At 35.0% G+C, this 15,081-nt stretch carries 20 protein-coding genes and 3 tRNA genes; 16 read left to right on the top strand and 7 right to left on the bottom strand.

Going from position 1 to position 15,081, the window contains the following annotated elements; genetic code table 11:
* Positions 1–6 precede the first annotated feature (6 nt).
* The 5 genes from G0028_RS18415 (at position 7) to G0028_RS18395 (ending at position 3,469) form a co-directional block, all read left to right on the top strand.
* Positions 7–2,019, top strand: a complete 2,013-nt coding sequence (locus G0028_RS18415) for a DUF262 domain-containing protein (RefSeq protein WP_180046546.1) — start codon at positions 7–9, stop codon at positions 2,017–2,019.
* Positions 2,020–2,083: 64 nt separating this feature from the next.
* Complete coding sequence (locus tag G0028_RS18410; RefSeq protein WP_005218293.1) at positions 2,084–2,263, top strand: hypothetical protein; 180 nt, start codon at positions 2,084–2,086, stop codon at positions 2,261–2,263.
* Complete coding sequence (locus G0028_RS18405; protein WP_005218292.1) at positions 2,260–2,646, top strand: type II toxin-antitoxin system death-on-curing family toxin; 387 nt, start codon at positions 2,260–2,262, stop codon at positions 2,644–2,646. The genes G0028_RS18410 and G0028_RS18405 overlap by 4 nt, the downstream gene beginning before the upstream one ends.
* 242 nt (positions 2,647–2,888) lie before the next feature.
* On the top strand, positions 2,889–3,290 hold the full coding sequence (locus G0028_RS18400) for a hypothetical protein (RefSeq protein WP_227554753.1): 402 nt from the start codon (positions 2,889–2,891) through the stop codon (positions 3,288–3,290).
* Entirely contained in the window at positions 3,287–3,469 is a 183-nt protein-coding gene (locus tag G0028_RS18395; protein WP_130072450.1) for a hypothetical protein, read from the top strand. The genes G0028_RS18400 and G0028_RS18395 overlap by 4 nt, the downstream gene beginning before the upstream one ends.
* Positions 3,470–3,593: 124 nt before the next feature.
* Here G0028_RS18395 and G0028_RS18390 read toward each other — a convergent pair whose 3' ends face one another.
* Entirely contained in the window at positions 3,594–4,010 is a 417-nt protein-coding gene (locus G0028_RS18390) for a DoxX family protein (protein ID WP_180046548.1), read from the bottom strand.
* A 191-nt stretch (positions 4,011–4,201) separates the two neighbouring features.
* Here G0028_RS18390 and G0028_RS18385 point away from each other — a divergent pair, with 191 nt between their 5' ends.
* Positions 4,202–4,840 (top strand): DedA family protein, encoded by a 639-nt coding sequence (locus G0028_RS18385; RefSeq protein WP_130072448.1) that lies wholly within the window; start codon positions 4,202–4,204, stop codon positions 4,838–4,840.
* Here G0028_RS18385 and G0028_RS18380 read toward each other — a convergent pair.
* The 5 genes from G0028_RS18380 to G0028_RS18360 all read right to left on the bottom strand — a co-directional run bounded on the left by G0028_RS18380 (position 4,837) and on the right by G0028_RS18360 (position 7,687).
* Positions 4,837–5,427 carry a LysE family translocator gene (locus tag G0028_RS18380; RefSeq protein WP_130072447.1) on the bottom strand — a complete coding sequence of 197 codons (591 nt, stop codon included), beginning with the start codon at positions 5,425–5,427 and terminating at the stop codon, positions 4,837–4,839. The two genes, G0028_RS18385 and G0028_RS18380, sit on opposite strands and share 4 nt — an antisense overlap.
* Positions 5,428–5,637: 210 nt before the next feature.
* Entirely contained in the window at positions 5,638–6,039 is a 402-nt protein-coding gene (locus tag G0028_RS18375; RefSeq protein ID WP_373687890.1) for a hypothetical protein, read from the bottom strand.
* Between the two features lie 20 nt (positions 6,040–6,059).
* Positions 6,060–6,896: a ParA family protein gene (locus G0028_RS18370; RefSeq protein WP_180046550.1), complete on the bottom strand. Its 837-nt coding sequence runs from the start codon at positions 6,894–6,896 to the stop codon at positions 6,060–6,062.
* A gap of 81 nt (positions 6,897–6,977) precedes the next feature.
* The gene (locus G0028_RS18365; protein WP_180046552.1) at positions 6,978–7,370 is read right to left on the bottom strand and encodes a SirB2 family protein; all 393 of its coding nucleotides are present in this window, start codon (positions 7,368–7,370) and stop codon (positions 6,978–6,980) included.
* A gap of 8 nt (positions 7,371–7,378) precedes the next feature.
* Positions 7,379–7,687, bottom strand: a complete 309-nt coding sequence (locus G0028_RS18360) for a BolA family protein (RefSeq protein ID WP_180046554.1) — start codon at positions 7,685–7,687, stop codon at positions 7,379–7,381.
* Between the two features lie 227 nt (positions 7,688–7,914).
* Between G0028_RS18360 and G0028_RS18355 the strand changes: the two genes are divergently transcribed.
* The 3 genes from G0028_RS18355 (at position 7,915) to G0028_RS18345 (ending at position 8,232) form a co-directional block, all read left to right on the top strand.
* Positions 7,915–7,987 (top strand) — tRNA-Gly (locus G0028_RS18355).
* 47 nt (positions 7,988–8,034) lie between these two features.
* A tRNA-Gly gene (locus tag G0028_RS18350) sits at positions 8,035–8,110 on the top strand.
* A gap of 46 nt (positions 8,111–8,156) precedes the next feature.
* Positions 8,157–8,232: transfer RNA gene (locus G0028_RS18345), tRNA-Gly, on the top strand.
* Between the two features lie 474 nt (positions 8,233–8,706).
* On the opposite strand, the gene G0028_RS18340 is transcribed toward G0028_RS18345, so the two are convergent.
* Positions 8,707–8,934 carry a helix-turn-helix domain-containing protein gene (locus tag G0028_RS18340; RefSeq protein ID WP_180046556.1) on the bottom strand — a complete coding sequence of 76 codons (228 nt, stop codon included), beginning with the start codon at positions 8,932–8,934 and terminating at the stop codon, positions 8,707–8,709.
* Between the two features lie 115 nt (positions 8,935–9,049).
* On the opposite strand from G0028_RS18340, the gene G0028_RS18335 reads away from it, so the two are divergent.
* The 7 genes from G0028_RS18335 to G0028_RS18305 all read left to right on the top strand — a co-directional run bounded on the left by G0028_RS18335 (position 9,050) and on the right by G0028_RS18305 (position 15,053).
* Positions 9,050–9,259: a hypothetical protein gene (locus G0028_RS18335; RefSeq protein WP_005403933.1), complete on the top strand. Its 210-nt coding sequence runs from the start codon at positions 9,050–9,052 to the stop codon at positions 9,257–9,259.
* A 21-nt stretch (positions 9,260–9,280) separates the two neighbouring features.
* Positions 9,281–10,462, top strand: a complete 1,182-nt coding sequence (locus G0028_RS18330) for a tyrosine-type recombinase/integrase (protein WP_180046558.1) — start codon at positions 9,281–9,283, stop codon at positions 10,460–10,462.
* Positions 10,455–10,700, top strand: coding sequence for a hypothetical protein (locus G0028_RS18325; RefSeq protein ID WP_180046560.1), 246 nt, complete (start codon positions 10,455–10,457; stop codon positions 10,698–10,700). Before G0028_RS18330 ends, G0028_RS18325 begins: the two co-directional genes overlap by 8 nt.
* Before the next feature lie 70 nt (positions 10,701–10,770).
* Entirely contained in the window at positions 10,771–11,340 is a 570-nt protein-coding gene (locus G0028_RS18320; protein WP_180046562.1) for a DUF1376 domain-containing protein, read from the top strand.
* 9 nt (positions 11,341–11,349) lie between these two features.
* Entirely contained in the window at positions 11,350–12,096 is a 747-nt protein-coding gene (locus G0028_RS18315) for an ATP-binding protein (protein ID WP_180046564.1), read from the top strand.
* 405 nt (positions 12,097–12,501) lie between these two features.
* Positions 12,502–13,410 carry a helix-turn-helix transcriptional regulator gene (locus tag G0028_RS18310; protein WP_180046566.1) on the top strand — a complete coding sequence of 303 codons (909 nt, stop codon included), beginning with the start codon at positions 12,502–12,504 and terminating at the stop codon, positions 13,408–13,410.
* A 38-nt stretch (positions 13,411–13,448) separates the two neighbouring features.
* Positions 13,449–15,053, top strand: coding sequence for a dynamin family protein (locus G0028_RS18305; RefSeq protein WP_180046568.1), 1,605 nt, complete (start codon positions 13,449–13,451; stop codon positions 15,051–15,053).
* Positions 15,054–15,081: the final 28 nt, after the last annotated feature.

The following is a 15,081-nucleotide window of genomic DNA, read 5'->3' as shown; positions in this document are numbered from 1 at the left end:
ATCAGAATGAAAAATGAGTCAATCCAAGCGCTTAAGGTTCAAGCCCTGTTTGAGAATAAACAGACTTATATTATCCCCATGTATCAGCGTAATTATGCTTGGGGTGAGAAAGAAATTGATCAGTTAATTTTGGATATTCAAGATTATCAAAAGCAACCTGAACAGTTAAATCAAGGGCAGACTCAAGGAAGTAAAAAATATTATATTGGAACGTTGGTTGTTTTTGAGCGTAGCAAAGGTACTTATGAAATTATCGATGGTCAGCAACGATTTACCACTTTAACCTTGTTAGCGATTTGCCTGAAACGATTATCCAAAGAAGAAAAAATTGTTCTTGATATGTCTTGGTTTAATCAATTCAATCTTGATTTTGAAAGTCGTCCAAAGTCTTCTTTAACCTTTCAGGCTTTACTTAGAGGCGATCATCTACAACATTTAAAATCATCCGAATATAACGCGGATTTAGTTCAGGGGTTTGAGTTGCTACAACGTGCAATTCAAAAAATCATCAAACAGGGTGACTTGAGTGTTTTTTGCAAATATTTATTTGAAAATGTAGTCATCACACAAGTTTTAGTTCCGAAAGATACTGATCTCAATCATTATTTTGAGGTTATGAATAACCGTGGTGAACAATTAGAAAAGCATGAAATTTTAAAAGCGCAATTGATGAGCGTATTGAATCAAATCAAAGATGAAGCAGATAAAACATCAAGCCTGACACTATTTACGAGTATTTGGGACGCGACTGCCAATATGGAGCGTTACGTTCAATATGGTTTTTCAACAACACAGCGTGATGTGATTTTTGGAAAGGATTGGGGTGATTTTGTTCCTAATGATTTTTCAGAATTACAGAAAAACTATGCAGATAATTTAGTTCAGCCTCATCAACAAAACGAATCTAAATTAAGAATTTTGGATATGCTAACTATTCCTCCTAACAACATTAAAAATCTAGATCAAAGCGAAGAAAAGCCTGAACGATTCAATAGCATTATTAATTTTCCAAATTTTTTATTACAGGTTTTACAAATTTGGCTAAATCAAACTGATCGTAATGAAAAAGTGGCATTGGATGATAAGCAACTGATTGATCAATTTGAAAAATATATCTTGTTAAAAGGGCAGGAAAACCAAGAGCATGAAAGGGTTATTGAGAATGTAAAAGGTTTTATGTTTAGCTTGCTTAAGTGCAAATTTATATTTGATCAATACATTGTTAAACGGGATTATTCTACGGATCATGATGATTGGAGCATAAAAAAACTTAAACGATATGAAAATACAGGTTCTTATGTGAATACTTTTGAGGTAAATAATACTGATATTGCTCAAAGAGTTCTCTTATTGATGACAGCATTTCATGTATCCACGCCCACCTTGTCTTATAAATATTGGTTAAATGGTGCACTGTATTGGCTTTATCAAAATAAAGATAAATCTGTGTCTGACTATTTTAATGCATTACAACATTTAGCGAGAAAGTTTATTTTTCAGCGGTATCTAAATGAAAAACAGATCGATTATTTTGATTTGATTTATGGCAATCAGACAATTGATGATTTTAAAATTGATCAATCCAAACTAAGCTTTGGCAATATTGAAAATAATTTTGTCTTTAACTATTTGGATTTTTTGATTTATTGTGATGCAGAAAATAGCAATGATAAGGTAATCAAAAACTTTAAATTTACGCAACGGAGTTCGGTTGAGCATTTTTATGCACAACAGATAGAGGGAGAGCGTGATAAATTAGATGATGAAAATTTACATCGCTTTGGGAACTTATGTCTCATTAGTTCAAGTAAAAATTCAAGCATAGGGAATCGCTTGCCAAGTGCTAAACGTGATTATTTTATGCCTGAGATAAGGAAGGGTAAAATTGATACCCTTAAATTGTATTTGATGATTCAATTGCTTGAAAAAAAAGGTGACTGGAGCACAACACAGATCGAAAAGCACGAGCAAGCTATGCTTGCTTTGTTTGAGTTAGATTACCAAGACTTTGTGAAATGAGTGTCGGTTAGTCTATTCAATGTTAAAATGAATGTATATAGAAACACCTGATAGGAAGAGGACTATGACTAAACGTTTAAGTGATTTTAAAATTGAAAATAGAAAGCCACGTTCAGCAATGGCTGGTCAACTATTATCAATTCCGTTTGATGACAACGAGGCAACAAAGCGTGTTGTAATGCATAGTGCAAAACGTGTCATTCAACAACATAAGAAAGAAATTCAAGAGTTAGCTTATAAATGAGTACCATCAATTCGACATTTGTAATCGCTGTTCATGATGAAATTTTGAGGCAAACAGGAGTTGGTCGAGAGGGGTGTCATCTTGATAAATTAGAAAGCGTGTTAAGCAGAATTGATCAACAAATGTATTACAATCAGGTTGATGATCTTTATGAAATAGCAGCTTGGTACGGTATTGCAATATCAAAAGGACATGCATTTGTTGATGGGAATAAACGCACAGGCCTTGCTGTAATGCTTACTTTTCTTGAAATTCAAGGCGTTAGTATTCAAGATAATACAGGGCTTGATGATTTAATGGTGGATATTGTTGAAAGTCAGGATGATCATGAAATTCTTGCACAAAAAGTTTCAGATTTCTTGTATGAGCTCTCAGAAATATAGTGAATTGAAGCTTTTTAGGTTAAATAATAATCAAACAAAATTAAAATAATAGAACAGCAAAATTGGATAAAATGTGGACGTTATTTGCGCCTATTTTACGCCTAAAAATTAAAATTTTTTAATAAGTTTTTGATTTAAAATATAAATAAAATTTCACTCGTCCAATCCATCATTGGCGTACCTCACGCCCGCACGCATATACACATTCACCGCTCAACAGTCTGTGTGATGACAATGCACAAATGAATGAGTTGACCGAAAACGGGGCATTGATTCCAAATATCAAATTTGCAGATCATTCATTTTTGTATGATGCAATTTCAGGTAAATTTAGCGTAATTGTATTTACTGAAAAAGGTCAATTACCTACAGCCTTGTCACAAGAAGTTCTGGCATTAAAGCAACAGGGTATTCCTGTACAAATAGTTGCCTTAGCACTTGATCAACACATGGTGGCAAAGGCAGATGTGTGCTTGAGCATCCATCCTGATATTGCAACAGAACGTTTCTTTGCATCTGTCGGCACCGTCTATTTGGTTCGTCCGGGGCATCATATTAATGGGCGTTGGCTGAGCTATCGTGAAAATGCATTAACGCAAACATTTAAACAGTTTACTGACGTTGTGGAAGGAGCAGTAGCATGAGTATTTCTATTGAACATCTAGAAAAAGTGTATGATCACTTGGCTGAAACGATTGATGCTGTACCGTTAGAAAAACGTGAATTATTTTTAGTGAAATTGGCATTACTCAGTGCCAATCAAATTCAAGATAGTGCTATTTTTCAACAATTGATTCATCAAGCAAAGCAGTTTGAAGACTAAGATTTTTCGGCTGTGCAAAGCATTAATAGATTCATTTGATGTTGCTTTGCTTATGCTTGCTTAAACTGTTGCACAAAAAAGCCAGATGTTGATCTGGCTTTTTTAATTTTTATTTTAATATTGATTATTTTTCAATGAGATGATCAAAGCTAAATCGACCTGCACCATGCAACATTAAGAAAAATAAACCACCAGCCATGGCAAAGTTTTTCATAAAGTTAATACTATCTTCTGCACCACCATGGAATAAAAATGCAGTAATTAAACTAAATACAGCTAAGCCGAGTGCTGCAAAACGTGCCTGAAAACCAAATAACAAGGCTAAACCACCACCGAATTCAACCAAAATCGTGAGTGGTAACATTGCTCCCGGCACTCCCATAGACTCCATATAACCTACGGTTGCGCTATATGCTGTGAGTTTGCCCCAACCCGCAACGATAAAGATATATGCGAGAAGTGCACGTGCAATCAATGCAAGTGTTGCATCAGTATGGGCTTGATGGACGATATTTTTGAGAACAACATTTGGATTTAACATGATGAGACCTAATTCGTATTTTTTAACATGAGCTCATGATAGTACGCTGTGATTTTTGGATAAATATGCAAAAATCAGACTTATCGTTTTATAAATGAAACGATAATAGATGTTTTTATTTACTTTTTAATACTGACTTTCATAACACAGACTGCTAGGATTTGAGCACGACTTGGCTTAGCTTTTATTTCATGAATCTCATTGATTTTATTTTACATGTTGACCAGCATTTATTTGAATTTATAACAAATTACGGTTATTGGGTTTACGGAATTTTATTCCTGATTATTTTTGTGGAAACGGGTCTAGTGGTGATGCCATTTTTACCGGGGGACAGCTTACTTTTTGCCGCAGGGGCATTGGCTGCATCTACAGGGGCAATGGATCCTGTTTTATTGGTGATTTTACTGTTTATGGCGGCAGTATTGGGTGACACATTAAATTATCACATTGGTAAATACATTGGACCAAGGGTATTTGAAATCGAATCTCGCTTTATTAACAAAGAACATTTGATTAAAACTTCACAATTCTTTGAAAAGCATGGCGGTAAAACAATTATTTTTGCTCGTTTTATTCCTTTTGCCCGTACTTTTGCGCCGTTTGTTGCTGGTGCAGGCAGTATGAATTATAAATATTTCCTGACGTATAATGTCGTAGGTGCTTTCTGTTGGGTGGGTTCATTTATCACATTGGGCTATTTGTTTGGTGGGCACCCATTGGTCAAAGATAACTTTACTCATTTGGTCTTCGGCATTATTTTCTTAAGTATTTTACCTGGTTTAATCGGTTTTATTCGTCATAAATTTTTCAATAAAGATAAAGTTTAAAAAAATTGAATCACCACAGGCAACATACATAAAATTAAAAACAGTGCTGATCCTTTATAGATACGATCAGCACTGACGCCTTTTATATTTCCTGCCAACACTGTGCGTCCCCAATAAATCCAAAACAAAGAACAGGGGATTAGACATAACACAAATACGCTCATCACCAAAAAATAATGTAAGTAGGAATCCCATGTTTCTACAGGAAAAATACCTGCGGCAAATAAAATCGTTTTTGGGTTTTTTAATGTTGTAATAAACAGTTGTGATGGCGTTAATGTCTTGTGTAACTGACTATGTGTTTTTAAATGTGAAGCTTTCCATAAATGAAATGCCAACCATAGGACGTAAATCGTACTGGCGAAATGTAAAATATCAATCAAAAATGGCCAAATTGGCAAAGTTAAATGAATCAGCAGTGCCCAAATACTGATGCCATATAGATAACCTAAAAGTTGTGCAGGGACTAAAGCAAATGTTTTTGCAATACCTTGATGATGTGCTGAACTGACTAATAATGCATTGGTGGGGCCCGGAATGAGCAGCACAGCCAACATCGCAGCAATAAATAGCCAATTTTCAATCATATAGTGCTTTCAAATAATTTTACAGGGACATACCTTAAACGAAAATATAAAAGCATAACAAGTTTTAAGATGGATTTTGCTTGAATTTTAACCCCTTTATTTAAAGGGATATGATTTAACATTTTATTTTTTATATGATTAATCTTGAAACATTTTGCTAAACATTAAAATGCATACTATGCCAACTGTAGCTCAGTATGCATATATTTGTTACTTTTTCACTTCTTGACGTTTCGGCACATAAGGACAATTTTTAAACTGTGCTGCTTGAGAAATCGCATCTTGCTGGCCATACAGATTAGCAAGCTCAGTGTTCTTGGTATTTGAAGATTGTCCCATATTGACTGAAATACTTGGACCAAAACCCCAACCGCCACGTCCCCAACCACCACCAAGTCCGACACCAACGCCCATACCTGTACGTTTTGCAGGTTGTACGCCACTGTTGATGTATTGTTGAATACGTTGAAATTCAGAATTTAACTGTGCACAATTCATCGCTTGATATTGTGTTGGTGACACATAACTTGGTTTGACTGTGGTGGCACATGCGGTTAAAACAGACAGCCCTATACCGAAAGCTGCCCATTTCATTGCATTTAAATAGCTCATTTTCATGCGATATCTCGATCTTATTTTTGCTCAATCTCATTGAACAATGATTGATATGCCTGCGTCAATTTATGATCTGTAGCAAAATAGATGAGAGGTAAGTTTTTATGATGTGACTCTTTCATAATGACTGAAGGCGGCAACATATTTTCTAATACAGGAAGGTTTTCATCTTTGAGCTGCTGTACCACTTCACGTGGTAATTTTGCTTGCGCTTGGAATTGATTGACAATAATTCCTTCAATTTCCAAACGATCATTATGGTCATCTTGGGTTTCGATAACATTTTCAATCAAAGTTTGTAAGGCGCGTTTAGAAAATACATCGCAGTCAAAAGGAATCAGTACGCGATCTGCTGTAATCAATGCCGACAACGTGAAAAAATTAAATGCAGGTGGAGTATCGATAAAAATACGCTCATATTTTCCAGTAAGGGTTTGAATCGCATCACGTAATTTATAGATTTTATGTTTGGCTTCTAATGCATGTTCCAGACTGCCCAAGGTTGGACTTGCGGGTAATACATCTAAATTTGCAAAAGGTGAGTGGTGAATATACTGTTCGAAGCCTTTATTTTTTGATTTTAATAATGACCCGATGGCATTGCCAATCAAGCCTTTTTGTTGGTTATTGCTCAAAACATCTTGGAAGAAATTTTCGATATTGGGTTCAAGTGCGGTTTTGTCTGCTGAATAAGTTGCATCATCACCTAAAAGATATTGGCTCGAATTTGCTTGCGGATCTAGATCAATCACTAAGGTTTTTAGACCAGCATTGGCACTCATTGCCGCCAAATTTACTGTAATACTCGACTTACCTACGCCACCCTTTTGGTTAAACACCACACGTGTGATCATAATTTCCTCAAATTCATTATTTTTTGACTTGTATACAGTTTAACCTAGACTGCATACAAGTAGGGAATAAGTGTCTAACAATCAACCAAAAACAGGCTTAATTAAAATCAAGGCAAGGATAGAAACAAAGGCAATAGCACCCAATACCAAGCCCGCACGACGTTGTGCCAGCAGAATCGTTTCATCTTTTTTATAAGCTTTAATTTGCGATGATAACAACACAAAAAAGAGTAATATTTTTGCGTAAAACCAAGTTTGTACTTGGAAATGATTCATAACCAATAAAGCCACACCTGTGATTACGAGCAGTGTATAAGAAAAGTGCTGTACAGCAACGAAGGCAACACGACCTTTGGGGTTTGGTTGTTGATTTTGCGTGCCAACAAATAGTGTAAATGCACGTAAAACAAAGACCAGCATTGCCAGTGCTGCACTCGACATGTGGATGATTTTAACAATTAAATGCGTATCCATATTCTACCTTATGCTTTTGGTGCATGTGCACATTCAGGGCTAGCAGGGGCTTGACCTTGCCATTCATTTGGAAGATAAGCGTGGATGGCTAAAGCATGAATTTTACCAGGACTGAGTAAATCTTTAGCTTCAGCATAGATTTTTTGATGACGTTGTACCAAACGTAAACCTGCAAAAGCTTCACTGACAATGATCACTTTGAAATGTGACTCTTTTCCTGGAAAATAGCCACCATGACCAGCTGACTCATTGACGACTTCTAAATGGGTTGGATTTAAAGTTTGTAACTGTTCAATCAATTGTTGTTCAAGGCTCATTTCACACTTCCTCAAGATTTAACTTCAATGGAGTATAACGGATTATATTTTTTGCCCCTAATCTGAGTGTGAGAGATCATAAAATGAGTTTAATTGCTTTAAAGCCTATTTGTTTTTAGGCAGAATTAGCAAAAAAATAAGTCATCTGTGTTAATTTTATGCAAATGAGCGATTTTATAACAAAAAATTGTTGACCCTGATTTTTCTTAATGTATTATAAGCCCCATGCGGGAATAGCTCAGTTGGTAGAGCATAACCTTGCCAAGGTTGGGGTCGGGAGTTCGAGTCTCCTTTCCCGCTCAAAATTTTTTTATTCAGTTTTTTATTTAAAAAATTGGACAGACTCCGCGGGAATAGCTCAGTTGGTAGAGCATAACCTTGCCAAGGTTGGGGTCGGGAGTTCGAGTCTCCTTTCCCGCTCCAAAATTTTTTTGATTTAGTTTTTTATTTAAAAAACCGAATAGACTCCGCGGGAATAGCTCAGTTGGTAGAGCATAACCTTGCCAAGGTTGGGGTCGGGAGTTCGAGTCTCCTTTCCCGCTCCAGATTCAAAAAGCCCTCATCGAAAGATGGGGGCTTTTTTATTGTTGATTTAATTGGTATTTTTTCATCTAATTCAAATTATTTACTACAGCCTAATTATAAATTTTATTCACCTTTGCTATCTTCGGTGACCAAAATGTGACCATTGTGTGCCACACTCTGTATAAAACACTTTAAATGACCTCAATCACCACCAAATTATATGTACTTTACAACTCATCCAAAGCCAAAAACTGGACCTAAAAAATAGAATTTTAGTTTAAGGCTTGAACTTATTTCTCAAGTTTGTGACCAATCACTTTTCTAAAGTGACCATCGGTGACCAAAATTTTTCCCTAAAAAAGCTCATTTTTAGATATTCATCTAGGTTTTAACTATAGCAATTCAAGTTTTGTAGATAAATTTTAACGATCGTTAAAATTCAATATCTACTTTTGTGACCAATCACGATTTCAAAGTGACCATCGGTGACCAAACTACTCTTCATTTATATGATTAGTAAGATTTTTTTCAAAAACAAATAAATCACCTACTTGAATGTCTAAATATTCACAAATACGGTCAATCGTTTCTAAGTCGATGCGAGTTAAGTCACCATTGTATAACTTATGCAAAGTCGTTTTATTGATGCCAGTCCCTCGGATCAGATCAGCAACCCTCATTTTTCGTTCAGCTAACAAAATTGGCAATTTACAAATAACCATTAATTTTTCCTCTAATACAATGAAAATTTAATTGCATTTAATTAAATTTGAGGTTATTTTACGTTTAAGGATGAAAAATTACTTACATCCGATGAATTAATATGGGAATACAATTATGACATATACATACTTAACGGCACAGCAACTCGCTGAAAAAATTCAGTACGACGCTCGGACTATTCGCAATCAACTTAAAGACAGCGTCTTTATTGAAGGTGTTCACTATATTCGTCCTTTTGGTGGGCGCAAAATTCTTTTTGTTTGGGAACGTATTGAAACCGAAATGCTTAAATTTACAGGTTTAAGCATGGATGCTCTTCAATAATTCACTAGAGGATCTATAAATATGGCGACTATCCGTGAACGAAATGGAAGACTCATTGCAGACTTCCGTTATATGGGCATTCGATGCAGAGAGACAACGAGTCTTGAAGATAATGCCTATAATCGAAGAGTCTTAAAAAAGCGTCTAGAACAACTAGAAGCGGAAATAACGCTAGGTACTTTTGAATACGAAAAGTATTTCCCTAAAAGTAAAAAAATTGATGATTTCAAAGAAAAACGAAGTCAGCAAATTGCAGTGCAAACACGAGTACCACTTTTTAAAGATTTTACAGCTTTGTGGTTTAAACAGAAACAAATCGAATGGAGAGGTTCTTATCAACAAAAAGTAGCAATTGTCATTAAAAACTACTTGTTACCTGCTTTTGGTAATCTTGTTTTAACAAAAATTAAGAAGTCAGACTTGCTGAACTTCCGTGCTTCTCTCGCCAAAGTGACACACGGAAAAAATCAAACAAGTCTGAAAGCATCAAGGATCAATCAAATCATGACACCTTTGCGTATGATACTGAATGATGCGGCTGAACGGTATAGTTTTGAGTCGCCTTATAAAAATATTAACAATTTGAAAGAAAGTAAAATCGAGGTAACTCCATTTTCTCTCGAAGAAGTACAGCAGATTCTTACGACTGTACGTGACGATTTTAAACCGTATTACACCATCCGATTTTTCACTGGTATGCGTACCAGTGAAATTGATGGGCTACAGTGGAAAAATGTAGATTTTCAACGTCGAGAAATCCATATCCGAGAAGCATTTGTAAATGGTGTACTCGGTGGTACCAAAACTTATGGTTCCGATCGAACGATTCAAATGAATGAACGTATTTATCAAGCCTTTAAACAGCAACAAAGTTTGAATAATGGAAAATCGGAATTTGTCTTCTGTAATCGAAATGGCAGTCCTTTAGACTATCGTCTTGTTAACAAACGTGTTTGGCACCCTCTGCTACGATTTCTGGGGCTGAAGTCTCGTCGCGCCTATCAGACTCGCCATACAGCAGCAACACTTTGGTTGTCTGCAGGGGAAAATCCTGAATGGATCGCACGACAGCTTGGTCACTCAACTACAGAAATGCTATTCCGAGTCTACAGTCGCTATATTCCCAATGTTACACGTCAGGATGGTAGCGCATTTGAAGCGATGCTTGCACAACTGAATGAAAAGGAGTTTTCACATGAATAGTAAATCATTCTTTGGCGGTGTTGTGGTGAGTCAAGAAGCGGATAATGTTGCTCGTTTACTGATTCAAGAGCTACATATTCAGAAATTATATAATTTAGCTTTCTTACTCAATATCAATAAATGTTTTGATAATCATCAAGCATTACGCTTGTGGCTACAAAAGTTGATGGATGATGAGCAGATCAGTTATGACGACCTAGCTCTACAAGCCCGCATTCGCCTTCGTAATTTAATTTAAACAGATCAAAAGATAAGGTCATCTAAACATGATGATCTTAGCTTTCCTATGCTTAAAAATGGTGAAAAAAATGAATAAAGATACATCCATTTGGATGCCAATTTATATTGGTGATTTACAATCAAAGTTTGCAAGAATGAGCCCAGAACAAATTGGTGCAACGTTTCTTTTGATGATGGATTTTTGGAAGAATGGTCCGATTCCAAATCAAAATGCTATCTTGGCGAGTATTACCAAGCTCCCTCAATCTAAAGTTAAATTGTTAACTCAAACCATTACAGACTTGGGTGTGTTTGAAAGTACCGCGGATCATCTAAAGTCAGACTATTTGTCTGTATTGAAAGAGCAGGCGACTTTGAATCAGAAAATGAAATCTGATAAAGCCAAGCAAGCTGCTCAAGCGCGTTGGGGTAAATCCTCAAGTCATGCTCAAGCATCGCCGAAGCTTATACCAAATGATGCTCATGTAATGCCTGAGCAAAGTTTAAGTAGTACTTTGGCAAAGCCTGAGTTATACCCTTCACCTTCACCTTCACCTTCACCTTCACCTTCACCTTCACCTTCACCTTCACCTTCACCTTCACCTTCACCTTCACCTTCAGACGTAGAAGGTTGTAATCAAAGTAAAAACTGGGTTTAGGAGGGAAATATGAAGTGCTATCTCAATTTAATCAATGACTCATCATCTCTAGCAGAGCAAGTCTGTCCTATTCATGGTCAAACAATATGGTTGATTGCAGGACATTTGATTTGTAAGGAGTGTGCTAAAACCTTGGTATCCGCAGCACAACAGTTACATGAAGATGAAATTCGTCAAAATTTAATTGATGTCAAAATCAAAAAATCTGGTTTATTAAAACGTTATGTAGAAAGTGGATTTAAAAACTATCAATGTTTGTCTTTTGGTCAGGAAAATGCAGTAAAAAATTGCCAAAATTTTGCTCAGCAGATTATAGCAGGGCAATATCCTAATTTAATTTTATATGGACATCCTGGTACTGGGAAAACACACCTGAGTGTATCAATCATTCGCAATATTATTTTAAATAGCCCTTTAACAGCTCGATATTATACCAGTGCTCAGATTGCACAATTGATGATGGATACATGGAGCGATCCTACAAAATCTGAAGCTGAAATCATTCAGCATTTGGCTGGTTTTGATCTGTTGGTGATTGATGAATATGGCTTACATGATCGTCATGAAAAGCGTTTAGAGATGGTACATAAGATTTTATACAGTCGCTATGACAGTATGAAATCAACGTTATTGATTTCCAATTTTGATATCAGAATGCTGGAAAAAGATTTAGGTGTCCGTTTGTGGTCTAGATTCCATGAAAATTCACTATTTTTAATTCCTTGTTATTGGGAGGATTGGAGAAAAAATATGTGAAATAAAATATTGATTTATATTTATTTAAATGTTTTTAAATAGATTTTAAATGTAATTGTTATTTAACGTTAAAATAGTCATAGCGAGAGTGAAATTGAGTTTAGCCATTTGATTTTCCATTCTCGCTATTTTTTAGGCATAAAATATGAATAAGACCCTAAGAAAACTAAGAGTTTATTTTTAATTGTAGGTTCAAAAGTAAAGTGCACTATTGTATTTTTAATGGGTTGATAAAATTAGATGAATTAAAAATCAAATTTTAATTGTGATGGACATAACCTGTCATTTAGAGAATTTATACTTAGAAAAGTGTTAATAAATATATTTTATTAATTTTTATTGATTTTTTTTTAAAATATTGTATTTTAAAGGAAAATTTTTGCTTACTTGAGTTGGAATGCTCATATGGTATTTACACAGCATGATGAAGGGAATCATGAGCGTTTAGCTGATCGTTTAGCTAATATTCTGACCAAATTAAATGATGGACAACATTTGCAAATCAAAACTTTAGCAGAAGAATTTAAGGTCAGTACAAGAACAATTTCTCGAGATTTTGATCGTTTAAGTGCTTCAATACCTTTACTGAGAGATGAAAAAAGTAAAAAATATTATTTACAAGAGAACTATTTAGGTAAAATTACGGCAAAAGACATCATTAATTTTGCTCAGATTTCAGGAATAAGTGATTTATATCCATCATTGGATACATCTTTTTTACGGGAAATTTTAGATAGTCGTGCGCATAAGATTTATAGTGCTAAAAATTATTCTGTCGAAGATGCTAGTCAATTTAAAGAGCTTTTCAAAATTATTAGAAAAGCCATCCAAGAGCATTACGAAATTAGTTTCTTGTATAAAGGCGTAACTAAAAATGTTCAACCTTATCGTTTAATCCATCATCATGGAAATTGGTACTTAGCTGCTGTATATAAAAATAATTTAAGAGCATATCGTTTAAGTCGAATTGAAATGTTATCTGATTCATCTGAAGTGATTTATTTTGTCGTAGATCCTTCTGTTATATCACAATTGGATAAAGAAGATACCATTTGGTTTGGGTTAGAAAAAATAGAAGTGATTTTAACTGTTCATGCTGAAGTTGCAGAGCATTTTCAAGCTCGCTCTCTCTTACCTGAGCAAAAAATAATAAGACAATTAAGTGATGGTAGTTTACTTTTATCAAGTCAAATTACTCATGCAAAACAAATTTTACCTTTGGTTCGTTATTGGATTCCTCATCTTAAAATTATGAGTCCTGAAAGGCTACAAGATGAAATGGAACAAGAAGTGAAAGAATACTTTGGTATTTGAGAACGTATGATTTTTAGACATTGTAACTGAGCGACAGCATGAGTAATGTGATTAATACAACTGACTTGTTAAAAATAAAGCAAGAAGTCCAAGCATTGTTGATAAATGGAATTTCCATTTTTGAGCAAATTGTAGATTTAGATTTATTGGAGTGTTTGGAGCAAGATAAGTCGTTTGCACAACAAGCAATTGCGGTTTTAAATGGTGAATATTTAAAACTTGAAATATTTGAAACAGTTATTGCTGTAGTAGGGACAATGAAAGCTGGTAAATCGACCACGATTAACGCCATTGTTGGTCGTGAAATTTTACCTAATCGTAATGCACCGATGACTGCAATTCCTACTTTGATTAAACATCGTAAAGGACAAAAACAGCCACATTTAACTTTTTCTAAAAAAGCTAGTCAGCCTGCAAATCAATTGGTGCGGGATTTGAAAAAGTGTTTTCAGCAAGAGCAGTATACTGCAACACTTGAAAAATTAAGAACAGATAAAGACTTGTACCTTACGGTTGAAAGAATTCAGCAAGGCATTAAAGTTGTAAATGATGCAGTGGGTGAGAAACAAATTTTCGATTTTTTAGTTTCAATCAATGATCTTGTTCGTATTGCACCACATTTTGATTTGGAATTTCCATTTGATCAATATCAGAATATAGATCAATTACCAATTATTGAGGTGGAATTTGTTTATTTAAAAGATATACCTGAACAATATGGTCAATTGGTGCTATTAGATACTCCTGGACCGAATGAAGCAGGTCAAACCCATTTACGCCCAATGTTACAAGATCAGCTGAAAAAAGCATCCGCTGTTTTAATTGTGATGGACTATACCCAACTTAAATCTGAAGCAGATGCACAGGTGCGTGAGGATATACAAAGTATTGCCCATACTGCAAAAAATCGTATTTATGCGTTAGTGAACAAATTTGATAACTGTGACCGTAATGGGATGAAAGAACCAGAGGTTAAAACATTTGTTGAGGGACTCACTGAAGGAGTGATCAAACAAGAGAATACCTATCCCGTTGCTGCTAAATGGGCTTATTTGGCAAAAAGAGCGAAAAATGAACGTTTTAAAGATGGATCTTTACCTGATGTTGAGAGCAATGGTTGGGTCGAAGATTTTTATGATGAAGCGGGCTTACGCCGTGAATCACATCGAACACCAGAACGGATTGCAGAAGCAATAGATGATTTATGGCAAGACTCTCTGTTTAGTCAGCCTTTAAAAGAGGTGATTACCATATCGTATAAAAATGCTGCTTTTGTTGCTTTGGATTCAGCAATTGATAAGTTAGATCGCTATTTGGAACAATTTAGAAAACTCTATTTTTCTACTGTGCAACCATCTTCTATAGATACATTAAAAGATGAACTAACCCGTTTGACGAAAGAATTTATCTTATTGCACAAAAAAATGGAAAAAATGTTATTACAAAATACTCATCTGTTTGGCACTGAGCGACAAAAAGTAATAAAAAAAATGGAACAGACGTATACACATATTTTTGAGAAGCAGAACTTCTTAATCCAAGTCATAGCACAAAAGCAGAGACCGAATTATTTAGAATCGAATATACAATTTTTGGAATATTCGCTTCCTAACTTAAGACAAAAGCTATTGAACATCAGCTGAGCTTTATAATTTTTTTAACAAATGAAAT

Origin of the sequence: Acinetobacter piscicola (genome assembly GCF_015218165.1) — a bacterium.
GTDB classification, from domain to species: Bacteria; Pseudomonadota; Gammaproteobacteria; order Pseudomonadales; family Moraxellaceae; genus Acinetobacter; species Acinetobacter piscicola_A.
Note: the sequence above shows the minus strand (reverse complement) of the source record. Positions and strands in the feature narration are given on the sequence as shown.